Origin of the sequence: Saccharopolyspora oryzae, from assembly GCF_027853915.1 — a bacterium.
Lineage (GTDB): Bacteria > Actinomycetota > Actinomycetes > Mycobacteriales > Pseudonocardiaceae > Saccharopolyspora > Saccharopolyspora oryzae.
Window position 1 is genome coordinate 1 of the sequence record NZ_JAQGLA010000057.1, and the last position, 23,609, is coordinate 23,609.

The 23,609-nt window shown below is 70.0% G+C and carries 23 protein-coding genes; 13 read left to right on the forward strand and 10 right to left on the reverse strand.

Annotated features, from left to right (window positions below; all coding sequences use genetic code 11):
- The 3 genes from OU415_RS26330 to OU415_RS26340 form a co-directional block, all read left to right on the forward strand.
- A partial coding sequence (locus tag OU415_RS26330; protein ID WP_270951932.1) for a M20 metallopeptidase family protein occupies window positions 1–1,001 on the forward strand: 1,001 nt, incomplete at its 5' end.
- Between the two features lie 27 nt (window positions 1,002–1,028).
- Window positions 1,029–2,231, forward strand: a complete 1,203-nt coding sequence (gene rocD, locus OU415_RS26335; protein ID WP_270951933.1) for an ornithine--oxo-acid transaminase — start codon at window positions 1,029–1,031, stop codon at window positions 2,229–2,231.
- Between the two features lie 29 nt (window positions 2,232–2,260).
- Window positions 2,261–3,847 carry an APC family permease gene (locus OU415_RS26340; RefSeq protein WP_270951934.1) on the forward strand — a complete coding sequence of 529 codons (1,587 nt, stop codon included), beginning with the start codon at window positions 2,261–2,263 and terminating at the stop codon, window positions 3,845–3,847.
- 156 nt (window positions 3,848–4,003) lie between these two features.
- Here the strand turns inward: OU415_RS26340 and OU415_RS26345 are convergent, their stop codons facing one another.
- Window positions 4,004–4,924, reverse strand: coding sequence for a LysR family transcriptional regulator (locus OU415_RS26345; protein ID WP_270951935.1), 921 nt, complete (start codon window positions 4,922–4,924; stop codon window positions 4,004–4,006).
- Window positions 4,925–5,018: 94 nt separating this feature from the next.
- Here OU415_RS26345 and OU415_RS26350 point away from each other — a divergent pair, with 94 nt between their 5' ends.
- Entirely contained in the window at window positions 5,019–6,311 is a 1,293-nt protein-coding gene (locus OU415_RS26350) for a M24 family metallopeptidase (protein ID WP_270951936.1), read from the forward strand.
- Window positions 6,278–6,502, forward strand: coding sequence for a hypothetical protein (locus OU415_RS26355; protein WP_270951937.1), 225 nt, complete (start codon window positions 6,278–6,280; stop codon window positions 6,500–6,502). Before OU415_RS26350 ends, OU415_RS26355 begins: the two co-directional genes overlap by 34 nt.
- Before the next feature lie 8 nt (window positions 6,503–6,510).
- On the opposite strand, the gene OU415_RS26360 is transcribed toward OU415_RS26355, so the two are convergent.
- The 6 genes from OU415_RS26360 to OU415_RS26385 all read right to left on the reverse strand — a co-directional run bounded on the left by OU415_RS26360 (window position 6,511) and on the right by OU415_RS26385 (window position 12,028).
- A complete protein-coding gene (locus tag OU415_RS26360) occupies window positions 6,511–7,434 on the reverse strand; it encodes a cation diffusion facilitator family transporter (RefSeq protein ID WP_270951938.1) in 924 nt (307 codons plus the stop codon).
- 113 nt (window positions 7,435–7,547) lie between these two features.
- Window positions 7,548–8,840 (reverse strand): MDR family MFS transporter, encoded by a 1,293-nt coding sequence (locus tag OU415_RS26365; protein WP_408641919.1) that lies wholly within the window; start codon window positions 8,838–8,840, stop codon window positions 7,548–7,550.
- Entirely contained in the window at window positions 8,837–9,985 is a 1,149-nt protein-coding gene (locus OU415_RS26370; RefSeq protein WP_270951939.1) for a PLP-dependent cysteine synthase family protein, read from the reverse strand. Before OU415_RS26370 ends, OU415_RS26365 begins: the two co-directional genes overlap by 4 nt.
- A 117-nt stretch (window positions 9,986–10,102) precedes the next feature.
- A complete protein-coding gene (locus OU415_RS26375) occupies window positions 10,103–10,486 on the reverse strand; it encodes a hypothetical protein (protein WP_270951940.1) in 384 nt (127 codons plus the stop codon).
- Between the two features lie 217 nt (window positions 10,487–10,703).
- Complete coding sequence (locus tag OU415_RS26380) at window positions 10,704–11,672, reverse strand: M56 family metallopeptidase (RefSeq protein WP_270951941.1); 969 nt, start codon at window positions 11,670–11,672, stop codon at window positions 10,704–10,706.
- The gene (locus OU415_RS26385; protein WP_270951942.1) at window positions 11,669–12,028 is read right to left on the reverse strand and encodes a BlaI/MecI/CopY family transcriptional regulator; all 360 of its coding nucleotides are present in this window, start codon (window positions 12,026–12,028) and stop codon (window positions 11,669–11,671) included. Before OU415_RS26385 ends, OU415_RS26380 begins: the two co-directional genes overlap by 4 nt.
- 383 nt (window positions 12,029–12,411) lie before the next feature.
- Between OU415_RS26385 and OU415_RS26390 the strand changes: the two genes are divergently transcribed.
- The 4 genes from OU415_RS26390 (at window position 12,412) to OU415_RS26405 (ending at window position 15,560) form a co-directional block, all read left to right on the forward strand.
- Window positions 12,412–13,452: a C40 family peptidase gene (locus OU415_RS26390; RefSeq protein ID WP_270951943.1), complete on the forward strand. Its 1,041-nt coding sequence runs from the start codon at window positions 12,412–12,414 to the stop codon at window positions 13,450–13,452.
- A 90-nt stretch (window positions 13,453–13,542) separates the two neighbouring features.
- On the forward strand, window positions 13,543–14,100 hold the full coding sequence (locus OU415_RS26395; RefSeq protein WP_270951944.1) for a TetR/AcrR family transcriptional regulator: 558 nt from the start codon (window positions 13,543–13,545) through the stop codon (window positions 14,098–14,100).
- The gene (locus OU415_RS26400) at window positions 14,097–14,456 is read left to right on the forward strand and encodes a DoxX family protein (RefSeq protein ID WP_270951945.1); all 360 of its coding nucleotides are present in this window, start codon (window positions 14,097–14,099) and stop codon (window positions 14,454–14,456) included. Before OU415_RS26395 ends, OU415_RS26400 begins: the two co-directional genes overlap by 4 nt.
- A gap of 39 nt (window positions 14,457–14,495) precedes the next feature.
- The gene (locus OU415_RS26405) at window positions 14,496–15,560 is read left to right on the forward strand and encodes a threonine aldolase family protein (RefSeq protein ID WP_270951946.1); all 1,065 of its coding nucleotides are present in this window, start codon (window positions 14,496–14,498) and stop codon (window positions 15,558–15,560) included.
- A gap of 22 nt (window positions 15,561–15,582) precedes the next feature.
- On the opposite strand, the gene OU415_RS26410 is transcribed toward OU415_RS26405, so the two are convergent.
- The 3 genes from OU415_RS26410 to OU415_RS26420 all read right to left on the reverse strand — a co-directional run bounded on the left by OU415_RS26410 (window position 15,583) and on the right by OU415_RS26420 (window position 18,704).
- Window positions 15,583–16,320: a class I SAM-dependent methyltransferase gene (locus OU415_RS26410; protein WP_270951947.1), complete on the reverse strand. Its 738-nt coding sequence runs from the start codon at window positions 16,318–16,320 to the stop codon at window positions 15,583–15,585.
- A gap of 141 nt (window positions 16,321–16,461) precedes the next feature.
- Window positions 16,462–17,949 carry a xylulokinase gene (gene xylB, locus OU415_RS26415; protein ID WP_270951948.1) on the reverse strand — a complete coding sequence of 496 codons (1,488 nt, stop codon included), beginning with the start codon at window positions 17,947–17,949 and terminating at the stop codon, window positions 16,462–16,464.
- Window positions 17,950–17,972: 23 nt separating this feature from the next.
- A complete protein-coding gene (locus tag OU415_RS26420) occupies window positions 17,973–18,704 on the reverse strand; it encodes an SDR family NAD(P)-dependent oxidoreductase (protein WP_270951949.1) in 732 nt (243 codons plus the stop codon).
- Window positions 18,705–18,922: 218 nt separating this feature from the next.
- Between OU415_RS26420 and OU415_RS26425 the strand changes: the two genes are divergently transcribed.
- The 4 genes from OU415_RS26425 to OU415_RS26440 are packed head-to-tail and all read left to right on the forward strand — an operon-like array spanning window position 18,923 to window position 23,505.
- Window positions 18,923–20,458 (forward strand): sugar ABC transporter ATP-binding protein, encoded by a 1,536-nt coding sequence (locus tag OU415_RS26425; RefSeq protein WP_270951950.1) that lies wholly within the window; start codon window positions 18,923–18,925, stop codon window positions 20,456–20,458.
- Window positions 20,455–21,456, forward strand: coding sequence for an ABC transporter permease (locus OU415_RS26430; RefSeq protein ID WP_270951951.1), 1,002 nt, complete (start codon window positions 20,455–20,457; stop codon window positions 21,454–21,456). Before OU415_RS26425 ends, OU415_RS26430 begins: the two co-directional genes overlap by 4 nt.
- 19 nt (window positions 21,457–21,475) lie before the next feature.
- Window positions 21,476–22,483, forward strand: coding sequence for a substrate-binding domain-containing protein (locus tag OU415_RS26435; protein ID WP_270951952.1), 1,008 nt, complete (start codon window positions 21,476–21,478; stop codon window positions 22,481–22,483).
- The gene (locus OU415_RS26440; RefSeq protein WP_270951953.1) at window positions 22,483–23,505 is read left to right on the forward strand and encodes a zinc-dependent alcohol dehydrogenase; all 1,023 of its coding nucleotides are present in this window, start codon (window positions 22,483–22,485) and stop codon (window positions 23,503–23,505) included. Before OU415_RS26435 ends, OU415_RS26440 begins: the two co-directional genes overlap by 1 nt.
- Window positions 23,506–23,609 lie beyond the last annotated feature (104 nt).

Consider the following 23,609-nt stretch of genomic DNA (forward strand, 5'->3'; position numbering starts at 1 on the left):
TGCCCACCGCGCAGACCGGCGCGGTCCTGCGCATCGGCGGTTCTGGACCGGCCGTTGGTGTGCGCGGTGAACTGGACGCGCTCGCCACGGAGGAGACGACCGGCGTCACGTGGGCCTCGGCGAGGCCCGGCGTGATGCACGCCTGCGGTCACGACGTGCACCTGGCCGCGGTGACGGCGCTCGCCCGAGCAGTGGATCGGGTGGGAGGACCTGCCCCGCTGCTGGTGGTGCTTCAGCCGCGGGAGGAGACGTATCCCTCCGGTGCGCTGGACATCGTCGACAGCGGCGTGCTGATAGCGCAGGACTGCCGCGCCATGATCGGCGCCCACGTGCAGCCGGTGCTGGAACCGGGCGTGGTGGCCTGCGTTCCGGGTGGGGTCAACGCGTCCTCCGACGAGTTCGAGATCGTGGTGATCGGGGAGTCCGGCCACGCGGCCTACCCGCACCTCACGCGGGATCCGGTGCTCGCGCTGTCGCAGATCGTGGTCGCACTGCAGAGCGTGGTGAGCAGAGCGGTCGACCCGATGGCTCCTGCAGTCGTCGGCGTTTCCTCGCTCCAGGCCGGCAGCGCCGCCAACGTGGTCCCGGGTGTCGCTCGTGCCTCCGGCACGATTCGCACGTTGTCGAAGCCCACGCGGGAACTGCTCCACGACCGGGTCGCCGGAACGGCGGAGAGCGTCGCCCGCGCTCACGGCTGCGAGGCGAAGGTCGTCTTCACCCGAGGTGAGCCGGTGCTCGAGAACGACCCCGAACTGACCAGCCGGACCGCTCAGCACCTGGTCGACCAGGACTTCCAGATCTCCAGCACGTTGCGCTCCGTCGGCGCCGACGACTTCGCCTACTACGGCGAGCTGATCCCCTCCCTGATGCTGTTCGTCGGCACCGAGACCGACAAACCGCTGCACAGCGGCGACTTCCTGCCCAGCGACGAGGATCTGGCCCGCGTCGCGGGCGCGATGCTCGCAGGCTATCTCGGCGCAGCCGAGCGGCTCATCGGCTGACGAACACCCCGAAGAAGGACTTCTCGCATGACTGCCCCGGAAACGATGACCCCGGCTGAACCCAACGTCGCGTGCAACTACAACCCGCTGCCCGTCGTCATCGCGGAGGCGAGCGGCGTGTGGATGACCGATGTCGAAGGCAACCGCTACCTCGACTGCCTGGCCGGCTATTCCGCGCTCAACTTCGGCCACGGGCATCCGGCGCTCCTGGCCGCCGCGCGTGAACAGCTGGAGCGGGTGACCCTGACCAGCCGGGCGTTCCACAACGACCGGCTCAGCCCGTTCTGCCGGGACCTCGCCGCGCTGGCGGGCAAGGATCTCGTGCTGCCGATGAACACCGGTGCCGAAGCCGTGGAGACCGCGCTCAAGGTGGCCCGCAAGTGGGGCTACGAGGTCAAGGGCATTCCCGCCGACCGGGCCAACATCGTCGTCGCCGAGGACAACTTCCACGGGCGGACCACCACGATCGTCGGGTTCTCCAACGATGCGACCGCGAGGGACGGATTCGGTCCGTTCACCCCCGGATTCCGCGCCGTCCCGCACGGCGACATCGCTGCCCTGGAAGCCGCGATCGACGAGCACACGGCTGCGGTGCTGATCGAGCCGATCCAAGGCGAGGCCGGTGTGAGGCTGCCGCCCGCCGGCTACCTGCGCCAGGTCAGGGAGCTGTGCACCAGGTCCGGCGTCCTGTTCATCGCCGACGAGATCCAGTCCGGGCTGGGCCGCACCGGCACCACGTTCGCGTGCGACCACGAGGACGTCGTGCCCGACATGTACGTGCTCGGCAAGGCGCTGGGCGGTGGCATCGTCCCGGTCTCGGCCGTGATCGCCGATCACGACGTGCTCGACGTCATCCAGCCGGGCAATCACGGCTCGACGTTCGGCGGCAACCCGCTCGCGGCCGCTGTTGGCCACGCCGTCGTCGGGCTGCTGGAAACGGGGGAGTACCAGAACCGGGCCCGGACCCTCGGCGAGCGCTTGAACTCGGAACTCCAGGAGCTGGTCGGCAAGGGCGCCAGCGAGGTGCGGGTCCGCGGCCTCTGGGCCGGAGTCGACATCGACCCCGAGCTGATGACGGGTCGCGAGGCCTGCGAGGAGCTGGCGGCGCGAGGTGTCCTGGCGAAGGACACCCACGGTTCCACGGTCCGCCTCTCGCCGCCGCTGACCATCGAGGAAGCAGACCTCGCCTGGATGCTCGGCCAGTTCCGCGCAGTGGTGACCGGGGAGTAGGGACCAAGCCACGACGAGCAGGCGGGTAGGTGGTGAAGCGCCGCCTGCCTGCCCCTGAAGCGCGCGATGCGGAGAGGCGCGGGCCCACCTCCAGCCGTGACGACGTCATTGAGAGTTCGCAGCCCAACTCCCTCCCAGCACGCCCATTCCGACTGATGAGGACGAGGCACGTGGTGATCAAACGGAAGCTCAAGCTCTGGGAGGCGCTGGCGCTCTCCCTCGGCCTCATGGGGCCGACCCTTGCCGTGTCCGGCAACGGCCAGGGCATCATCGCCACGGTCGGGAAGGCCGTGCCCCTGGTGTTCCTCCTGGGCTTCATAGGTGTCGCGCTGGTCGCGTACGGCTTCATCCGGCTCACGCAGCGCTACAACCACGCTGGCAGCGCCTACGCGCTGGTCGGCGCGACGCTCGGGCCTCGCGCCGGATTCACGGCGGGCTTCGCCCTGCTCGGCACCTACCTGTTCTTCACGGTCTGCACGGCCGCCGTATTCGGAGCCTTCCTGAATGCGCTGCTCAGTTCCGTGTTCGGGGCCAGCACCAGCGTCGGCTACGGTCTGGCGGCCACCGCCTGCCTCCTCATGACCGGCTACCTGAACACGCGCGACACGTCCACGGTGAGCCGGGCGCTGCTGGCGATCGAGGGCCTGGGCATCGCCGCCATGCTGGTGCTCGTCGTGGTCATCCTGAGCAAGGGCGGGGCGGAGTCGACCGGTGTCGACTTCACGACCTTCACGCCCGATCGCATCGGTGTGGGCGCGGTGCTCGCGGCCGTTGTGGCGGCGTTCCTGTCCTGGGCTGGTTTCGAGGCGTGCGCCGCGTTGGGCGAAGAAACCGACAACCCCCTGCGCAACATCCCGCGTGCGCTGTTCGGCTGCGTCCTCCTCACCGGTGTGCTCTTCGTCGTGGTCATGTTCGCCCAGACGATCGGCTTCGGTACCGACGCCGCCGGGCTCGCCGCCTTCCAGAGCTCCGGCAACACGCTCGGCGATCTCAGCGAGACTTACATCGCCCACTGGTTCGCGCTCATGGTGCTCGTCACCGCGGTTCTCTCGGCGTTCGCCTCGAACCTGTCCGCCGTGATGGCGTCGGCGCGCCTCGCGATGGCCCTCGCCCGAGACGGTTTCGGACCGCGCCAGTTCGCCGAGATCGACCCGACGCACCGCATCCCCCGCAACGCCGTCCTCGCCGCGGCGGCGATTGGCGCAGTCGTCAACGTGGCCACCTGGCTGACCGGGTGGCCGGTGATGGGCACCGGTGACGCAGCCATCGACGCGTACTTCTACTTCGCCGTAGTCGGTGCCACCTGCCTGCTGTTCGTCTACCTGCTGGTCGAAGTGGCGGTCTTCGCGGCCTGGCGCAAGGGACAGATCTCCGTACGGGTGCCAGAACTCGCCCTGCCCGCTCTCGGGGGCGCCTTCATCCTCGTCGTGATCGGCTACAGCGTGAAGGACGCGGCCGGCCTGTCGCCGGTGTTCGTCGCGATCGCGTGGGTGATCGTCGGGGTGCTCGTGGCGATCTTCGCCGGCAAGCTCGCGGACCGGATCGGCGTTTCGCTGACCAAGGAGCTCGCGAAAGCGGAGAGTTCGCACTCCTCCGCCGACGAGAGGCATGTCTGATGCACGGCACCGCGCGGAATTGCATGACCAGGACCGGGTGAACGCGGGCATCGAAAGGCCTCGTCACGGCGGGCTGGCGCACGGCCTTCCCATGGGGCCGGGCCGCCGCCGAGGAGAACGACGCGCGTCCCAGCCCGGCCGACGTCGTCGAGGTGATCACCCGGGGTCGTCGGGGCTGAGTCCGAGGGATTGGCTGGCGTCGAGGACGCAGTGCACGAACGCCGACTCCGACGGGCGGTGGTGGATGGCCTGACGGCGGACCAGCACCACCCGGCGCAGCACGGGTTGGCGGAGCGTGCGGACCTCCGCGCCTCGCGGTCGGAGCGCGAGGCCGAGGTCGCCGACCAGGGTGATGCCGAGCTGTCCGGCGACCATCGCCATCGCGGTGGCCTGCTCGTCGACCTGGTGGGCGATGCGGGGTTCGAAGCCCGCCAGCCGGCACACGGTCATCAGGGCGCGGCCGAAGTCGGTGTCCCCGCCCGAGACGACCCAGTCGTACCCGGCGAGCTCCGCGAGGTCGACCGGCTCGTCGGGCAACCAGCCGCTGGGCGCGATCAGGTGGTGCTGTTCGACGCCGACGACGGTGGACTCCAGGCTCAGCTCCCACGACATCGGCGCGTCCGGGTAGTCGAGCACGAACGCCAGGTCGAGGTCCCCGTCGCGGACGGACATCAGCGCGTCCTCCGGCCGGACTTCGCGCGTGCGCACGGAGATCTGCGGGTGGCGGCGCGCGAGGATCGCCATGGCCGGTGGCACGAGCGAGGCGGCGATCGTGGCGAGCACCCCGACCTGCAGCTTGCCGGTGAGCACTTCCTGCTGCTGCTCCAGCGCTACCCGGGCCCGCTGCTCGGCGGCCAGGATCTCGGCCGCGTGCTCGGCCAGCGTGTGCCCGAGATCGGTGAGCTGCAAACGTCTTCCCGCAGGCTCCAGCAGGACTTGGCCGATTTCGCGCTGCAGTGCTGAAAGTTGTTGGGAGACAGCGGAAGGCGTGTAGTGCAACGCGGCGGCTGCGTCGGTGATGGTGCCGCGTCGGGCGAACTCGTGCAGGATCCGCAGGCGTCGCAACGACAGCTCCATTAAGGGATGCTAAAGCAATCGATGCAGTTTTCCCAAATAGACGTGCACGAAATCCGTCGCGGAAACTTCCCTCACCCGATGCGAGGGAGCGACGATGGACGATCAGCGGCATCCGGCACGGCCGAGCGCCCTCAGCGGCCTGGACGGGGCAGCGGTGCCGCCGTGGCTGACCTCGGAGGCGATCGATCGCGTCGCTGCGGCTGAGTCCCGCCCGTTCGACGACGCCGAGTACGACGCGCGCCTGGAACGAGTCCGAGGGCGGATGGCTCGGCTCGGCGTGGACGCGATGATCGTGTTCCGGCCGTCCAGCGTCGAGTACCTGTGCGGGTACCACACCGCCGAGACCGCACCTCAGCCCTTGGTGGTCACCGACACCGCGACCGCGCTGTACGTGCCGGACCTCGAGCTCGGGCGGGCGATCGCCAGCTCCCGCGTCGACCAGCTGCGCTTCAGCCGCTACACCGACGCGCTGCAGGGCCTGCGCAGCGTGCTCGACCACGTCGTCGCCGCCTTGCCCAGCACTGCACGGGTCGGTGTCGAGACCGCGCACGCCTCCACGCCTCCATCGGTGCTCGGGATGCTGGCCGAGCGCGGCGCCGCCGTGGTGGACGCGGACCACCTGGTCGAACGCGAACGGCTGGTGCTCTCGCCCGCCGAGATCAGGTGCGTCGAGCAGGCCGCTTCGGTGACCGAAGCCGGCGTTCGGGCCGCAGTCGCCGAGGCGGGCCGTGCTGATGCGACGGAATCCTCGGTCGCGGCTGCGGTCGCAGCCGCGCTGGTCGAGTCGGCCGACTCGGTGTCGGCGTGGGGGCCGGTGGTGGTCACCGGGAACAGGGCGGGCATCCCGCACTCGAGCTGGCTGGGACATCCGCTGGCCGACGGTCCGACGTTCTTGGAGTTCGCCGGGACGCACCACCGCTACCACGCCCCGGTGATGCGCACCGTCCTCCGCGGTCGCCTCGCGCCGGAGGACCAGCTGCTCGCCGAGCTGGCCCGCACTGCGGTTGCGGCGGTGCTCGAACACGCGCGCCCCGGAGTTCCGTGCTCGCATGTCGCCGCAGAAGCCAGCGCGGCGCTCGGCCCGCTACCCGACGACGTCGTGTTCCACCAGCTGTTCGGCTATCCGGTCGGACTCGCGCACAAGCCGCACTGGATGGACGGGATGCCCTTCCACATCACCGCGAGCAACCACGAGCCGCTGCGCGAGGGCATGGTGTTCCACATCCCCGGTTCGTTCCGCCGCTTCGGCCGCGCCTGCGTCGGGTTGAGCCAGACCTTCGTCGTCGACCGGGATGGAGCGCGGGCCCTGACCCACGGCGCCGCCGAGCTCCTCGACCTCACGGGGGCGATCGCATGCCCACCACCGCGAGCACGCACGCCCAGGTGACTCCGGAGCTGCGGCGAGCGCCCACATTCGTGGTCGAGCACGCGCCGGACGAACGGCGCGGTCTGGGGGGGAGCTGGCTGGAATCCGGGGTGATCGGCGGATTCCTGCTGGCTTCCGGGATCACCGCGTTCCTCACCTGCGCACTGTCCACTCCGGACTTAGACTCCTGGGCTGGCGACTGCCGTTCCTGATCGCGCGGTCACCAGCTGAGCTGGTGGCAGCGGCGGGCCGCGTCGGCTGTCTCGATCTGCAGCGTCGCGTGCTCCAGCTCGTACTTCTCGGACAGCAGGCGCTGCGCGGCCACCAGGACTGCTGAGGGGTCGGCGTCGCGCTGGATCTTCAGGTGTGCTGAAGCGACTTCCATGCCGGAGGTGAGTGTCCAGACGTGCAGGTCGTGGGCTTCCTGCACGCCGGCCAGGGCGCCGAGGTCGGCGGTCATCCCGGTGACGTCGATCCGTTCCGGCGCGTGCTGCAGGAGGATGCGCAAGGCGCCCTTGCCGAGGTTGAAGGCCCTCGGCAGCACGAACAGGCCGATGGCCACACCGATGATCGGGTCCGCGTAGCGCCAGCCGAACAGCAGCGTCACGAGGCCGCTGACGAGCACGCCGATGGAGCCGAGCATGTCGGCCAGGACTTCCAGGTAGGCGCCGCGGACGTTGATGCTCTCCTCGGCTCCTGAGCGCAGCAGCAGGAGCGCGGCGACGTTCATCGCCAGGCCGACGACGGCGACGACGGCGACCGGCAGGCCCGGGACCTCAGGTGGTTCTTCGAACCGGTCGATGGCTTCGTAGAGCACCCACCCGGCCACCGCGAACAGCAGGACTGCGTTGAACAGCGCGGCGAAGACCTCGGCGCGGTACATCCCGAACGTGCGGTTGGCGCTAGCGCTCGCCCGCTGCGCGATCACGATCGCGGTGATCGCCATCAGGATGCCGGACACGTCGGTGAACACGTGGGCGGAGTCGGACAGCAGCGCCAACGACCCGGTGGAGAGGCCGACGACGACCTGGGCGGCGAAGGTGACCAGGCCCAGTCCGGCGGCGAGCCACAGCCGCCGGACGTGCTTCGAAGAAGCGCTCGTGGCCTGGGCGGGCGAGATCCCGTGGCCGTGTCCGTGCCCCATCGATCCTCCTCCTCGCTGCTTGCGACAAATACATAGTGACATTCGCATGAATGCATGACAAGGACCCCGCTGGGCGGACGGCCCGGGAAGTCGGAGCTTCCCGGGCCGTTCTGTCAGCTGGCAGCCGACACAGGTTGCGCGCCGGGCGAGGTCAAGCGCCGAGCGCGTTGCAGCGAAGCGAGTCCGGCTGCGCACAGCAAGCCGATGCCGAACATGGCCACCCAGGGCAGCGCGGGCATTCCCGCCGACCGGGCGAGGTCGAGCACGCTCCCGGTCGCGAGGTTGCCGATCATGATCCCGACCCCGCAAACGGTGTTGTACAGGCCGTAGTGCGTCGCGACGATCTTGTTCTCGGACAGGGTCACGATGGTGTCCATCTCGAACGGGAAGACGATCACCTGCGCCAGTCCGATCAGCGCGGCGGACAGGACCAGCGGAACGGCCCGCAGCACGACCTCCGTCACCGAAGTGCTGCCGGTCGCGGCCGGTAGTGCGGCGGTGAGCAGCGGTGGGATGAACGCCGTGCCCATCACCAGCAGTCCGACCACGAGGCACACCCCGGGTTCCCAGCGCTGCTTGCACCAGGCGGTGATGCGCATCTGCCCGGCGATGGCCAGCAGTCCCGACACCGCGAAGAGCGACGCGACCGTCGCGGTTCCGGCCAGACCGTCGCCGGCGAGCCGTTGGGCCTCCAGGGGCAGCGCCAGGTAGACCTGGAACGACAGCACGTAGGTGCCGATCATCGCGATGGAGAACAGGACGAAGGACCGGTTGGCCAGCACCGTCCGCCAGTCCGCGAGGACCGAGCGCTCAGCGGTCGCCTCGCGCGCCGCCTTGCGCTGCGGCAGGGCCCGGACCTGCAGCACGGTCAGCGCGGCGAAGACCGCCGCGGCGGTGAAGCACGTCGCCTGGAACGCGATACCGGTCAGCGCCATGCCGACCAGCGGGCCGAGCAGGATTCCCGACTGGTAGAAGATGTTGAACAGCGCGAACGCTTCCACCCGCCGCTCTCCGGATTCCTGCGACAGGTATGCGCGAACGGCCGGGTTGAACAGCGCGCCGGCGAATCCCGTCGCGGCCGAGGCGAGCAGGAGCGCCGGTACGGAATCCACCACTCCGAGCAGCGCGAAGCCCCCGGTCCGCAACAAGCAGCCCGCGATGATGAGCGGCTTGTACCCGAGCCGGTCCGCGAGCGTCCCGCCGATGAGGAACATGCCCTGCTGCGTGAAGTTCCGGACCCCCAGGACGAGGCCCACGATCCACGTCGCCAGCCCCAGGCCGTCCGACAGGTGCGCGGCCAGGTAGGGGATGAGCATGTAGAAGCCCAGGTTGATGGTGAACTGGTTGATCACCAGCAGCTGCACGGTCCGGTTGAACGACCGGAACTGCTTGAACGTCTGGATCAACGCGGCTCGCCTCCCACTGTCGCCAAGGAGCCCGGAGCGGCCGGATCGACCACGTCGCCGCACCGCGTCCAGCGGTCGACCTCGCGTTCCTGCGGGTGGGCCAGCACGTCCGGGTTCTCCGGCGGGGCCGAGCCCAGCAGGTCGTGCTGGTGGCAGTACTCGTCGTTGTACACGGTGTCGAAGTAGCGCTGGGGGCCGTCGGGGAAGATCGCGGCGACGCGGGTGTTCGGCCCCTCGACGCGGGCGGCCCAGCCGGCGACCAGGCCGACCGCGCCGACGCTCCAGCCGCCGCTGGCGTAGGTCGTGGTGGCCAGCTGCCGCGCCGACCAGACCGCCTCGGCGGGCCCGACCCAGTGCACCTCGTCGAACGCCGAGTACTCGATGTTGCGCGGGTAGATGCTCGACCCGAGGCCGCGCATGATCCGCTGCCGCGCGGGCTGGCCGAAGATCGTGGATCCGATCGCGTCGACCCCGATGAGCCGCAGCTCGGGGAAGAAGGTGCGCAGCACCCGGGCCACGCCGGCCGAGTGGCCGCCGGTGCCCACCGAGCACACGAGGACGTCGATGCTGCGCAGCTGCGCGACGAGTTCCAGCGCCAGCGGCGTGTACCCGGCGACGTTGTCGGGGTTGTTGTACTGGTCCGGGCAGAAGGATCCCGGGGTGGCCGCCATGTGCTCGGCGACCCGGTCGCGACGTGCCTGCTGCCAACCACCGCTCGGGTGGGGGCTGGTGACCACGTCCACGCGCGCCCCGAACGCCCGGAGCATCCGGTGCATCATCGGTTCCAGACCGGGGTCGGTCACCAGCGTCACCGGGTGCCCGTAGTTGATCCCGGCGAGCGCGAGTCCCAGGCCCAGCGTGCCGCTGGTCGACTCGACGATCGTGCCGCCGGGCTCGAGCTCGCCGCGCTGCCGCGCGCGTTCGATCATGTGCAGCGCGGGCCGGTCCTTCATGCCGCCCGGGTTGTGTCCTTCGAGCTTGGCCCAGAACCCGGTGCCGGGACCGTTGAACGGCTGGTCGATCCACAGGACAGGAGTGCTGCCGACGGTGGTGTCGATGGCGTGGTTGTGCGGAGTTAAAGCAGCAGATCCCGCTGGGGCACCGAGCCGGTTGCCGAATCCGGTGCGGGGGAGGAGTCCTTGCATCACGTTCCTCGTGGTTCGCGCAGGTGGGTGGAATCGGGCGCGCTGGTCCGGGCGGTCGGAGGTCGACCGCCGGGGAGCAGTGCGGCGATTGCGATCAGGAGCGGGTGCGAGGACTGATCAGGTTCGCCAGACGCACGTCAAGCTCAGGATCTCGCGTCCTGGCGTGGAAAACGCTGGGCTCGGCCGGACGACTGCGGAGCTGGTGCGGTGGAACGCGGCCGGGATTCCGTCCGCTGCGGCGTCCGGCGCGGACGATCCGGTATCCACAGTGGACGTGACGTCCCGCGTCGAGGCGACGCAGTGGGTGTCGCTCGGTCCGTGGTCCGGGTACTCCGGCTGTTCGTCGTCGCCGGTCCCGCACGATTGCGAGTAGGTGCTGGATGCGCAGGGGGTGGGCGCTCCGACCAGGGTGTGCGCTGCGCAGACGACGCCCAGCGTCGTCAGGACGACGCAGAGGAGCGAGAGCCGCAGAATGCGGATGGTGGGCAGTCGATCGCGCACGGTCACGATCGTACGCGAGCCCGGCGCGCCGGACCGCAGCGGTCCGGAGCTTGTCTTCCTTCGTGTACTGAATTGTCATTGTGCGGCAATGCCTTTGGGTGAAACCCGTCATGTGCCGCACGCAGAGTCGCCAATACTACCTGGCTTAGTAGCTCGTTCGGGTGAGCTGATCGGATGTTGGGTAGTACTAGATCGGCTAGTGGATCAGGCGGCGGGATCAGACCCCGAGGACGAACGGGCAGGAAGCCATCGCCAGCACGGGTACGAGGGCGATTCCGGCGACCGTCGGCAGTGTGGCCGCGGTCAGTCCCACCACGCCGGAGGCCAGGGCCCGCTTGGCCTTGCCCGGTGCCGCCGTCAGCCCGTTCAAGTGGTGGAGCCGGAGGTCGACGGCGCTGTGGGCCATGCCCAGCGCATCGGCGGGCACGGGGCCGCCGCCGTGGACGTCGGACATGCGCAGCAGTGCCGAGCGCACTGCGCCTGGGCCGTGCAAGTGCGCGGCGGAGCGGTCGGCGGCCAGCTCGACGGCGGTCCGCACCAGCTCCGGGGAGCGGCGCATCAGCGGGAGCCACGGCGCCGATCGGGACAGCGCTTCGGCCAGCCCGACCAGGAGGTGGTGGCGTCCGCGCAGGTGGGCGCGTTCGTGCTCGAGCACTGCGGCGGCATCGGCGCCGAGCTGGTCCCGGACCCCGTCGGTGGCGACCACGAACCCCGGCGTGCCGGCCACGCTGTAGGCCATCGGTTTGGGGTGCGGCAGCCACATGATGGGGAAAGCACCGGACTCCCGGCGTGCTGCGATGTGCAAGAGCTCGAGCTGGCGGCGGTGCGCGCGGCGCTGGTGCCGGGCATGCCGCAGCAGTCCGATGCTCACTCGGGACGACAGGCCCGCGATCGCGGTGAGCAGCAGCAGGCCTGCGGCCAGGTGGAGCTGCGGGGTGGAGCCGTGCTGCAGGGCGGTCCAGCAGTGGTGGAGCAGCTCGACGAGCAGCGGTGCGGGCCCGTGGGCCGGCAGCACGGCGATCGTCAGCGCTGCCGTCACGGTGGCGAAGGTGGTGGCGATCAGGGCACCCCACGTCATGAGCACGAGCTGTGGGTCCACCCGGCGCCGCAGCATCCGGTTCAGGACGGCGGGGGCGCACCCGGCGACGACCGCCACGCCGAGCAGCAGTGCGATGGCGAGGATCATCGCCGGGGCCGTCGACGGAGCCCGCGGCGCAGCGCGGCGGTCTCGTCGTCCGAGGCCGACTGCGCGAAGTGGAGCAGGACGGCCTCGGGGTCACCGCTGGAGTCGAGCAGCTCGCGCAGCACGCGGGAAGCGGCTTCCTCCCGGGTTTCGGTGGGCGTGTAGAGGTACGCGCGGTTCTGCAGTTCGCGGTCGACCCAGTTCTTGCGGTAGAGGTTGTCCAGGACCGTCATCACGGTCGTGTAAGCGAGATCGCGCGTTTCGTTGAGCTTCGCGAGGACTTCGCGAACGGTCATCGGCGTGGCCGACGTCCACAGCACGTCCATCACGCCGTCTTCGAGTTCTCCCAAGCCCTGCATGCCACCTCCCGCTTTCGCGGTGTCGAGGATACCGGGTTCGGCCGACGGGATCCCTCGTCCGGTCCGGGTGGCTGCGGTGGAGCGGGATGCGGACCGGCCTTCCCCCGGGGGGGTGTAGGGCGGGGAGGGCCGGTCCGCGCCTGATGGCCGCCAGAGCTTCGAATCCGACGACAGGCCAACTATGACAGATAGTAGCAATATTTGGCAACGCGATCGACGTGAAGTTCTTGGTGGGCAACGAAAATATATAAACCTCGTCGCTTAGTACTAGGGCACCTAGTAGACAAGATTCCGGCTTTCGAGTAGCTTCCGGGCGGCTAGTTCGCAAGCCGGGATCGGCCCGCTGCCGGGCGCCCGGCAAGTGCAGAGGAGAAGTTCGAGACGTGGGCTTACAACGCCTCAAGCGATCCGTGGAGGTGGCGCTCGCGGCTTCGGCCGTCGCCGTGGTGGCCGGGACCCTCGCGGTGCCCGCAGGCGCGCAGCCATCCGACCCGGTCAAGGAGTACCAGGAGCTCGGTGCTGAGGCCGCGAAGGCGGAAGAGGACCTCACCGAAGCCGAGATGGCCCACGACGCCAACCAGGCGGAGCTGGACCGCGCGAAGGAATCGGTCGCGCAGGCCAGGCGGATCGAAGACGGAGCGCTGCGGGAGCAGGAAGAGCTGCGCGGCGAGATCGATCGGCTCGCCGGATCGGCGTGCCGCGGCGCTCGGGTGGACGAGTTCACCGCCGCGCTGACCAGCAACGGTCCGGACGAATTCCTCGAGCGGGCAACCATGCTCGGCGCGCTAGCGGACAACAACGCGAAGGTCCTCGCCGGCTACAACGAGGCGCTCGCGCGGGCGCGCAGCTCCCGCGAGCAGGCGCAGGAGTCGGAACTCCGCGCCCAGCAGGCGACCGACGAAGCGGCGCGGCTGCTCGACGAGGTCCAGCGGCGCAAGGACGATCTCGACGAGCGCATCGGCGAGGTCCGGCAGGCGCTCGGCGAACTCGGCGATTCGGACCGGGAGCGCTTGCAGGGTCCGGTCGACACGGGCGCGTACCTCGGCCCGCCGGGCGCGGCGAACACCGCGCTGCAGGCGGCTCTGTCCAAACGGGGCTCGGAGTACGAGTGGGGCTCGAAGGGGCCGACGACCTTCGACTGCTCGGGCCTGACCCAGTGGGCCTACAAGCAGGCGGGCATCTCGATCCCGCCGAGCAGCCGGACGCAGTGGACGGCCGGGAGGCCGGTGTCGAGGAGCCAGCTGCAGCCCGGCGACCTCGTCTTCTACGACGACGGATCCGGGGATCCGTCGACCATCCACCACGTGGCGATGTACGTGGGCGGCGGCAAGGTCGTGGACGCGCCCACCGAGGGGCAGCTCGTCGACGTGCGCTCGGTCGAGGGCGACGGTCACTACATCGGTGCGCGCCGGATCGCCGGCTGAGCCCGCAGGTGGTTGCGCAGGGGGAGTGCCCGCGCTAATGTCCTGAACGTGTTCAGTGAACATGTTCAGTCACGTGCGGAGAAGCGCGAGGTGACGCGGCAGAAGGTGCTGACCGCGGCCGAGCGCCTGTTCCGCGACCAGGGGTTCGGGGCCACGACGGTCCGCAAGATCGCGGCCGAGGCCGGGGTCAGCTCCGGGACGGTGATGTCGGTCGGGGACAAGGACGCGCTCCTCGTCGCGATCTTCGACATCTGGATCGACGCGGTCCACCGCGCGAGGGCGGACGAGCCGGCCACGGCCGAGCCGACGTCCGCGGTGGACGGCGTCGTGGCCCTGATCGAGCCCTTCGTCCGGTACTTCATGCTCGACGTGGAGCTCTCGCGCGAGTACGCGGCGATCGTCGTGCGCGGAGTGCACGAGTCGGAGATCTTCCGCAAGCTCGCGCAGTCCCTGATCGACGAGATCGCCGGCGCGCTCGCGGGTGCGGGTCTGGACGAAGCCGAATCCGGCCGCGGTGCGCGCGTCGTCTACTTCGCGTACCTCGGCATTCTCATGACCGTCGCGCACGGAACCCTCCGGGAATCGGACGCGATCGACCAGCTGCGCGAGGTGATCGGGTTCGTGATCACCGGAGGAGGACAGCAATGACCGGCTTGCCCCACACCTGGTGGCCGACCGCGCTTCTGGCGCTCGTGCTCCTCGGCGACGCGGTGATGTCGCTGAAGCCACCGGTCTTCATCCAGCGCTGCCTGGAAGGGGTCAACCTCCCGCGGGACTGGTGGTGGATCCTCATCGCGGTGAAACTCCTGGCAACGGCGGGTCTGCTGGTCGGCCTCAAGTACCCGGGCATCGCCTTCGCCACGAACGCCGCGGTGATCGCCTACTTCGTCTGCGCGGTCTACGCCCACATCCGAGCCCAGTTCCTGAAGCAGGAGTTCTGGCTCAACTGCCTGGGAATGCTGACCTTCTCAACAGCGGTCCTGGTCTTCTCCTACGCGGTGTAGAGAGGGCGTTGTCAGTGGGAAATGGCAGTGTCCGGTGACATGGACGTTCCGGTGATCCGGCGCTCGTTGGCCCTGCACTCCCCACTGCGGCGCAAGCCGCACGACCTGCTGCGTCAATGGATCGATCTGGTCGGTCCCGAAACCTCGCCGGAAGAACCGGTGGCCGTCCTGGAAGAGCGGATGGCGGAGTTGTTCGGCGCACCGGCGGCGTTGTTCTTCCCCACTGGAACGATGGCTCAGCAGGTCGCGTTGCGGATGCATGCCGAGCGCCGGGGGCGGTGGACCTTCGCGGGACATCCGCACGTGCACCTCGACAACTGGGAGCTGCAGGGATACAACGCCGTCCACGGTCTGCGCTTCCACGCTGCTTGTGATCGGAACCAGCTGATGACCACGGCTGATCTGGATGCGATCGGTGAACCGCTGGCCGCGGTCGTGTGGGAGTTGCCGCAGCGGGATCTCGGCGGACTGCTGCCCGAGTGGGCGCAGCTGCGCGAGCAGGTCGAACTGGCCCGTTCGCGCGGGGCGGCCGCACACCTCGACGGTGGCCGGATCTTCGAGGCGCAGCCGTACTACGACCGCCCCTACGCGCAGATCGCCGGGCTCTTCGACACCGCGTACGTATCGCTCTACAAAGGACTCGGAGGGGTCCGGGGTGCGGTGCTGGTCGGTGATGCGGAGATCATGGCGGAAGCCGCGGTGTGGCGGAAGCGCCTCGGTGGCGCTATCCCGGATGCGTGGCCGCTGGCACTGGGGGCTTTGGCGGGGTTGGACCGGCTCGTGCCGCGGATGTCCGAGTTCCGAGATCACGCGGTGGCGATCGCGGCCGAGCTCAACGCGGATGGGACCGTGCGCGCGTTCCCGGACCCGCCGCAGACCTCGTTGTTCCACGTTCACGTGCCTGCCGCGAAGGCCGCGGTCGAGCGGGCTGGGGCTCAGATGATCGCCGAGCACGGCACGCAGCTGTTCTACAAGGTCCGTTCCTCACCGGACCCATCGCGGTGCGCCTTCGAGATCTCGGTCGGCGAGAACGCGATGGAGTTCAGTCCGGCGGAAGTCGTGGAGCTGGTGCGGGATCTGGTGGAGCGCGCGCAGGCCGGTTGAGCCGGGAGGTGAAATCGGCTGCTCAGCTGGGGGTTTCGGCTGACACGATGAGGAAGTTCGGCATCCGGACGTAGCCCTCGATCCCGGGAACACCGCTCTGAGCGGCGACAGCCGGGTCCAGCCCGGGTTCGACGACCTCGCGCAGGCGGCAGCCGAGCGCGGCCAGCTCGTTGAGGTACGCCGACATCGGCCGGTGGAAGTCGGGGGCGTGCCCGGGGATCTCGTACTCCTCCAAGTACCTGCTCGTGCGGTACTCGCCGTGCTCCCGCCAGGAGGTCCAGAGCTGTTCGAACGCGGGGTGGACCACGGAGAACACGAGCAGCCCGCCCGGGCGGAGGGATTCGACGCAGCCGCGCAGCGCGGGTTTCCAGTCCGGGATCGCCATCAGGACCATGCTGCACACCACGGCGTCGAAGGGGTCGCCGAGATCGGGAAGCCGGGTCAGGTCCGCCTGCACGTAGCTGACGCCCTGGCCCAGTTCGCCTTCCTTCTCCCGCGCGAAGGCGAGCAAACCCCCAGCCGGCTCGACCCCGACGACGTGCGCGCCCCGCTCGGCGAGCATGCGGCTGAAGTAGCCGTTGCCGCACCCCGCGTCCAGAACCCGTTGACCGGACACATCACCGAGCAGCCGCAGCTGATCGGGATTGATCAGGTGGCGCTTGGCGAAGTCCCCGTCCGCGGCGGTCGCCTCCAACGCCTCGCGCTCGGCGGAATCGCTCCACTGCTGAATAGCGGTCTCGTTCGTCCACCCAGAAGTCATTGCCCCGACCCTAGTCGGCAGCGGTGGCTCCGGCCGCCACTTCTGGGAAAGACGCCTTCGCGCGGGAAGCAGTCAAGCGCGGCCAGTTCGTTGCAGCGCTGTGTGCCCGCCCGCCGGCTTGGTGATGGGCGGGCACACCGGTCAAAGCGTGTCGAACCACGGCTCCAGGCGGCGGTAGGCGTCCATGAACACGTCGTACTCCCGCGCGTAGCGCTGGTGCGTTTCGGGTTCCGGTCGTTCTTCGGCCCGGTTCTCCGCGAACTTCCGGGCGATCTCGAACGAGTCGAACATGCCGGTGCCGACACCGCCCACGATCGCGGCGCCGAGCGATGTCGCCTCGTCGACGAGTTCCCTGCGCCGCACCGGAACACCCCACACATCGGCGAAGATCCGCAGCAGCACACCGGCGTTCGCGGCGCCGCCGATGGCGTCGACGTGCTCGATGCTCGCGCCGTTCTCGGTGAACGCGCGCAGGCCCGTGTACAGGTTGAACGCCACGCCTTCGAGCACCGCGCGCGTCATGTGCGCCGGGCCGTGGTGGCGGGCCAGGCCTGCGAACACCGCTCGGGCGCGCGGGTTCCAGTACGGCGACCGCTCGCCGAGGAGGTGGGGGAGGAAGTACAGGCCGTCCTCGCTCGCGGAGACCTCCGCGGCGCCGCCGAGGAGGTTCGCGTAGCGGTCCTCGATTCCAGGGGCCAGCGTCGACACGATCCACTCCAGCGAGGCGCCGCCGGCCTGCATCGTGGCCGTGGGCACGAACTGGCCTGGGACGACGTGGTTGAACGTCATCGTGCGCATGCCCGGGTCGTGCAGCGGTGCGTCCGCGGCGAGCGACACCCAGGACGACGAGCCGAGGTAGGCGTAGGCGCCGCAGGTCGCGTCGAGGACTCCGGCGCCGAGGGCGGCCATCGGACCGTCCCCGCCACCGAGGACGACCGGCGTTCCCTCGCGCAGGCCCGTTTCGCGGGCCGCTTCGGCGGTCACCGTGCCCGCGATGGTGGTCGACGGGGCGATCTCCGGGAACAAGCCCCGGTCGAGACCGGCCGCCGCGAACAGGTCGTCGGACCAGTCCTGCGCGGACTGGTCGTAGGCGTTGGTGCTGCTGGCGTCCGACGGGTCGGTGACGATGGCGCCGGTCAGGCGGTGCACCACGTAGTCCTTGGCCAGCACGACGTGCCTGGTGCGGGCGAAGGCTTCGGGTTCGTTGTCGCGCACCCACATCACCTTGGACAGCGAGTAGGTGGGGTTGAGCCGGTGGCCGGTGATCGCGTAGGCCCGCTCCATGCCGATCTCGTCGATGAGCGAACCGGTTTGCGCCACCGAACGCGTGTCGGCCCAGATGATGGCCGGGCGGACCGGGCGCCCCTCGGCGTCGAGCAGGACCGCGCCCATCATCTGGCCGGAGAACGAGACGCCTTCGATCTGGTCGAGCGCTTCGGGGTGCGCGTCGACGAGCCGTCGCGTCGCCGCGCACACCGCGCGCCACCACGCGTCGGCGTCCTGCTCTGCCTTGCCCCGCAGGCCGAAGTCGGTGTCGTAGGTCTCGGTCACCGCGGCGAGGACCCGGCCGGTCTCGTCGACCAGCGTCGCCTTGTCGCCGGTGGTGCCCAGGTCATGTGAAATGATCATCTTGTCCGCTTTCCCGGGGTCGATCAGCGCAGCGAGAACCCGCCGTCGACGAGCAGTTCCGTACCGCAGCAGAACCCGGAGTCGTCGCTGAGCAGGTACTCGATCGCCGCGGAGATCTCCCGCAGCTCGCCGAACCTGCCGAGCACGGTCTCGGCCTTCCACTGCTCGTGCATGTGCGCCTTGAGCGCGTTGAGCGGAGTGTCGACGTAGCCGGGGGACACCGCGTTCACGCGCACCCCGCGCGGGCCCCACTCGACGGCGAGCGAGCGGGTCAGCGCGCTCACCCCGGCTTTGCTCGTGTTGTAGACCGACTGCTTCTGCGGGTGGTTGACGATCGCGTTGCCCGACATGGAGGCCACGTTGACGATCGCGCCGCCACCGCGGGCGAGCAGTTCGCGCCCGAACTCCCGGCAGGTCAGGAAGACGCCGCGCAGGTTGACGCCCATCACGGCGTCGTAGAGGTCCATCGGCATGTCCTCGGCGGCCACGTCGTCCTCGACGATGCCGGCGCAGGTCACGAGGTCGACCGGAGTCGGGTCCTGCGCGTAGAGCTCGCGCACGACACCGGCCACGGAGTCCTCGGAGCGCAGGTCCACCTGATTCGGCTCGACACCTGCCGGAAGTGCGTCGAGGCCGTCGCGGTCGAGTCCGTGGACGCGGGCGCCCTGCTCGAGCAACGACTGGCACAGCGCGCTGCCGATCCCTCCTGCGGCGCCTGTGACGGCGATGCGGCGGCCGGTGAATCGCTCGGTCATCTCTCCCTCTCCGGGACGGCGGCGGCGACGGCCGCGAACGTCCGTGAGAACGGAAGGCCACACCGCCATTTTGTAGTTTCGCTAGGTTAGCTGACTCTCCGCGATCGTTCATTGGGCCAAAAGAGTGACGTCCGTCTCGAGAATTCGCCCGGGAGGCTAGCCTGAGCGACCTCATCTGTGTAGTTTCACTACAACGCGGCGAGTGCGAGGAGGTGCGCATGAGTGGTGCCGAGCGGCCCCCGGGATCACCCCGGGTCGTGTTCTCGGCCCGCGGGGTCGGCAGGAGGTATCCGGGCGTCCGAGCTCTGGAAGGCCTCGACCTGGACGGCTACGCGGGCGAGGTGCTGGCGGTCTGCGGGGCCAACGGAGCGGGCAAGTCGACGTTCGCCCGGCTGCTCGCCGGGCAGGAAGCCCCCGACGACGGTGAGATCCGCGTCGAGGGCCACGACGGCCCGGTCGTCGGACCGGCGGACGCGGAGCGGGCGGGAATCCTGCTGATGCACCAGGAACCGCTGGTCGTCGACGACTTCTCGATCGCGGAGAACGTGTGGCTGTACCGGCTGCGCGCAGGTCGGGACGTCCTGCCGTGGCAGCTCGCGCGGCGGGGCGACGACCAGGAGACGCGGGAACTGCTGCGGGAGGTCGGGCTCGGCGACGTCGACCCGGCGATGCCCGCGCGGCACCTCGCCCCGGGGCAGCGGCAGATGCTCGCGCTCAGCCGCGCCACCGTCACACCGCACCGGGTGCTGATCCTCGACGAGACGACCGCGTCGACGTCGGAGGAGCACTTCAAGGAGATCGAGGAGATGGTCGCGGCCGAGCGCGCCGCGGGCACCGCGGTCGTGTTCGTGTCGCACCGGATGCCCGAGGTCTTCGCGCTGTCGGACCGGATCGCCGTGCTGCGCAACGGAGAACTCGTCGACGTGCTGCGCACCCGGGACACCGATCCCGGCCGGATCACCACGCTCATGATCGGCGAAGCCGTCAGCGCGCTCGACCGGCCGCCCGAGCTCCCCGAGAACGCCGGTCCGCCCGCGCTCTCCGTGCGCGGGCTGCACGCCGGTTCCGCCCAGGACGTGTCCTTCGAGGTCGGCAAGGGCGAGGTCGTCGGCGTCTACGGACTCGTGGGCAGCGGTCGTTCCTCGGTGGCGCGGTCGGTGTCCGGTCAGCAGCGCCCGGTCTCCGGCGAGGTCGAGATCGACGGTGAACCGACGGCGCTCCGCTCGCCGGGCGCGGCGCTGCGCCGCGGCGTGGTCTACCTGACCGAGGACCGCCGCCGGGAGGGGTTCGTCGCCGACTTCAGCAACGGCGAGAACCTGACGCTGTCCACGCTCGGCCGCTCGTCGCGCTTGGGCGTGCTGCGCCGCCGCCGGGAACGCACCCGGGTCGCCGAGCTGATCCGGCGGTTCCAGGTCAAGGGCGGCCCGGACGTGCTGACCAGCACGCTCTCCGGCGGCAACCAGCAGAAGGTGTGCCTGGCCAAGTGGCTCGAGGCGGACCCCGCGGTCGTCGTGCTCGACGAACCGACCAAGGGCATCGACGTCGGTGCCCGGCTCAACATCTACCGGATCATCCACGACCTGTGCCGCGAGAACCGCGCGGTCCTCGTCGTCACCAGCGAGGCGGAGGAGGCGCTGATGCTGTGCCACCGCGTGCTCGTCCTGCGCGACGGGCAGGTGGCCGGCGAGTTCGACACCGCGACGGCCACCACCGATGACCTGATCCGCACTGCCCTGGGAGGTGAGGCGGCATGACCGCCGTCGAGGAGAACCTCGCGACCGGCGCCAGCAGCCCGCCGCGGTCGTTCTGGCGCGATCGCGGCGCGGGCTGGCTGCGCCAGCAGTACCCGCTGCTGATCCTGATCGTCCTGTTCGCGGTCGCGTCGTTGAGCAGCGACGCGTTCCTGACCAGCCGCAACCTGCAGAACCTAGTCCTGCAGATCTCGGTGACCGGAATCGTCGCGCTCGCCCAGCTCCTGGTGGTGGTCTCCGGCGGGATCGACATCAGCGTCGGCTCGGTGCTGGGACTCGCCTGCGTGCTGTCCGCGGGGATGTTCGGCGGGTCGTCAACGCTGGTCGGACTGGGCGTGGCGCTCGTCGTCGGCATGGTCCTCGGTGCGCTCAACGGGTTCATGGTCGCGTTCCGCGGGCTCGAACCGTTCATCGTCACCCTCGGCATGCTCGCGCTGGCGCGGGGCCTGGTCTACGCCTACACCGAGGGCAGCCCGCTGACCCCGTCCGCGCCGAGCTTCACCGCTGTCGGCACGGCGACCGTCGCCGGTGTCCCGGTGCTGGGCATCATCTGGCTCCTCGTCGCCGTCGGGCTCGCGTTCCTGTTGCGCCGCACGGTCTTCGGGCGTCGCGTGTTCGCGGTCGGCAGCCGGGTCGAGGCCGCGCAGGCCTCGGGCATCCCGGTGCGCGGAACCCTCGTGTCCGTCTACGTGATCGCCGGGCTGCTCGTCGGCCTGGGCGGATTCCTGCTGGTCTCCCGCGTCGGCGCTGCCACGCCCACCGCGGGCAACCTGTTCGAGCTCGACGCGATCGCGGCCGTCGTCATCGGCGGCGCCCGGCTCAACGGCGGTCAGGGCAAGGTCGTCGGCACCGTCATCGGTACCGCGATCTTCGGCGTCATCTCGAACCTCCTCGTCCTGCTCAACGTGTCGACGTTCCTGCAGGACGCCTTCCGCGGCGCGCTGATCCTGCTCGCCATCGGTCTCGCCACCATCGGCCGCAACCGTTCCCGCAACCACTGAAGAACAACGGAGTTCTGCTATGCGCAAAGTGAAATCCCGCCTGCTGGCCGCCGCTGTCGCGAGTGCGACGACGTTCGCGGTGGCCGCGTGCGGCACCGTCGGATCCGGTTCGGGTTCGGGGCCGCAGCCCAAGCCCGCCAACGAGGTCACCATCGGCTTCGCGGCCCGCCAGATGGACGCGCCCTTCTACGTGGCGATGCAGGCGGTGGCCGAGCAGAAGGCCAAGGAGAAGGGCTTCAAGCTGCTGTTCCAGAACGCCAACGGCGATCCGGTCACGCAGATCAACCAGGTGCAGACGATGCTGTCGCAGGGCGCCGACGTGATCGTGGTCGATGCGAAGAGCCCCGAAACCGAGCGGGCGCAGCTGACCCAGGTCGCCAGCCAGGTGCCGCTGCTGTTCGTCGACACCGGCATCCCGGGCGTGGGCGTCACCTCGATCCAGTCGGACAACCACGAGATCGGCCGCCTGTCCGGCCAGCTCACCGCGAAGCGGCTCGGCGGCGGCAAGACCGTGCAGGTCGGCGTGCTCAACGGCGGTCCCAACGACGAGATCGTCGGCCCGGCACGGCAGAACGGCTTCCTCGACGGGCTCAAGGAGGGTGGCGTCACTCCGCAGGTCGTCGCGTCGGCCAGCGGCAACTACACGCAGGAGGAGGCGGTCCCGGCGACCGAGTCGATGCTGGCCGCCAACCCCGGCATCGGCGTGATGCTCGGCCTGAACGACTCGATGGCGCTCGGCGCCTTGCAGGTGCTGCGCAACCAGGGCAACACCAACGTGCTGGTCGCCGCGTCGGCCGACGGCCAGAAGGAGGCGCTGGCCGAGATCGCCAAGGGCTGCGACAGCCAGTACGTCTCGACCGGGCTGAACTCGCCGGACCTCGCCGCGCACGCCGCGTTCGACACCGCGCTGGGCATCGCCACCGGTGAGAAGGACCCGAAGACCCTGCCGAAGGACACCAACACGCGTGCCGCGGGCATCGGCTGCGAGAACGTCAAGGAGTTCTACAACCCGGAGAGCATCTTCTGATGGGGCCGACGAGGGAAACCGTGCGCCGGGTCCGGGTGCACCCGAGCGGTGAGGTCCGGCTGGAGCGCACGCCGCGCCCGGAGCCCGGCCACGGCGAGGTCCTGGTCCGCCCGGTGCTGGTGGGGATCTGCGGCAGCGACACCCACGCGGTCGCGGGCGAGCACCCGTTCATCGACCTGCCGTACGCGCCGGGGCACGAGGCCGTCGGCGTCGTCGAGGCGGTCGGATCCGGGGTGAGCACGTGCCGTCCCGGTGATCGCGTCGTGCTCGAACCGGGGCTCGCTTGTGGACGGTGCCGCCGCTGCGCGGAGGGGCGCTACAACATCTGCGCCGAGCTCGCGGTGTTCGGCTGCCAGACCGACGGCGCGATGAGCGACCTGTTCACCGTCGCCGCCGACCGGCTGCACGTGCTGCCCGACGACGTGGGAGACCTCGCCGCCGCGCTCGTCGAACCGCTCGCCACGCCGGTGCACGCGGTGCGCCGGGCAGGTGTGCGCGACGGGAGCCGGGTCGTCGTGCTCGGTGCCGGGCCGATCGGGTTGCTCGTCGTGGCCGCCGCCCGCGCGGCCGGTGCGGCCGAGATCGCGGTGACCGATCCGATGCCCGACAAGCGCGACCGCGCGCTGCGGCTGGGGGCGGATCTCGCCCTGCCGCCGGACCGCGCGGACGAGATCGCCGGGGGAGTGGACGTGGTCTTCGACTGCGTCGCGACCGAACCGACCGTGCGGCAGGGGATCGAACTGCTGCTGAAGGGCGGCACGTTCGTCGTCGTCGGCGTCCCGGCCGGGCCGGTGGCGGTGCCGCTGCACCTCGTGCAGGACCGCGAGATCACCGTCCTGGGCAGCCTGATGTACGTGCGCGAGGACGTCGAGGCCGCGCTGCGCCTGGTGTCCCGCGTGCCCGTCGACGAGCTGGTCAGCGCGATCTTCCCGCTCGACCGGGCCGCGGAGGCTTTCGCCGCGGCCCAAGACCCTGGCCAGGTGAAGGTGCTGGTCCAGGTTTCCGGGGAGCTTCCGGTGTAGCAGGACTACCCAGATCCCCTTGCGGGGACGTCGAAAACCGTGCGTTCCCCCGCGAACGCGGCGGCGGGGACGACTGTGCCCGCCGCCGCGTAGTTGAACTACAA

Coding starts and splice junctions, on each gene's coding strand:
- rocD (WP_270951933.1), top strand. CDS start 1,029: ATGACTGCCCCGGAAACGATGACCCCGGCTGAACCCAACGTCGCGTGC.
- OU415_RS26345 (WP_270951935.1), bottom strand. CDS start 4,924: ATGGAGCTGTCGTTGCGACGCCTGCGGATCCTGCACGAGTTCGCCCGA.
- OU415_RS26350 (WP_270951936.1), top strand. CDS start 5,019: ATGGACGATCAGCGGCATCCGGCACGGCCGAGCGCCCTCAGCGGCCTG.
- OU415_RS26355 (WP_270951937.1), top strand. CDS start 6,278: ATGCCCACCACCGCGAGCACGCACGCCCAGGTGACTCCGGAGCTGCGG.
- OU415_RS26360 (WP_270951938.1), bottom strand. CDS start 7,434: ATGGGGCACGGACACGGCCACGGGATCTCGCCCGCCCAGGCCACGAGC.
- OU415_RS26370 (WP_270951939.1), bottom strand. CDS start 9,985: ATGCAAGGACTCCTCCCCCGCACCGGATTCGGCAACCGGCTCGGTGCC.
- OU415_RS26380 (WP_270951941.1), bottom strand. CDS start 11,672: ATGATCCTCGCCATCGCACTGCTGCTCGGCGTGGCGGTCGTCGCCGGG.
- OU415_RS26385 (WP_270951942.1), bottom strand. CDS start 12,028: ATGCAGGGCTTGGGAGAACTCGAAGACGGCGTGATGGACGTGCTGTGG.
- OU415_RS26400 (WP_270951945.1), top strand. CDS start 14,097: ATGACCGGCTTGCCCCACACCTGGTGGCCGACCGCGCTTCTGGCGCTC.
- OU415_RS26405 (WP_270951946.1), top strand. CDS start 14,496: ATGGACGTTCCGGTGATCCGGCGCTCGTTGGCCCTGCACTCCCCACTG.
- OU415_RS26410 (WP_270951947.1), bottom strand. CDS start 16,320: ATGACTTCTGGGTGGACGAACGAGACCGCTATTCAGCAGTGGAGCGAT.
- xylB (WP_270951948.1), bottom strand. CDS start 17,949: ATGATCATTTCACATGACCTGGGCACCACCGGCGACAAGGCGACGCTG.
- OU415_RS26420 (WP_270951949.1), bottom strand. CDS start 18,704: ATGACCGAGCGATTCACCGGCCGCCGCATCGCCGTCACAGGCGCCGCA.
- OU415_RS26425 (WP_270951950.1), top strand. CDS start 18,923: ATGAGTGGTGCCGAGCGGCCCCCGGGATCACCCCGGGTCGTGTTCTCG.
- OU415_RS26430 (WP_270951951.1), top strand. CDS start 20,455: ATGACCGCCGTCGAGGAGAACCTCGCGACCGGCGCCAGCAGCCCGCCG.
- OU415_RS26435 (WP_270951952.1), top strand. CDS start 21,476: ATGCGCAAAGTGAAATCCCGCCTGCTGGCCGCCGCTGTCGCGAGTGCG.
- OU415_RS26440 (WP_270951953.1), top strand. CDS start 22,483: ATGGGGCCGACGAGGGAAACCGTGCGCCGGGTCCGGGTGCACCCGAGC.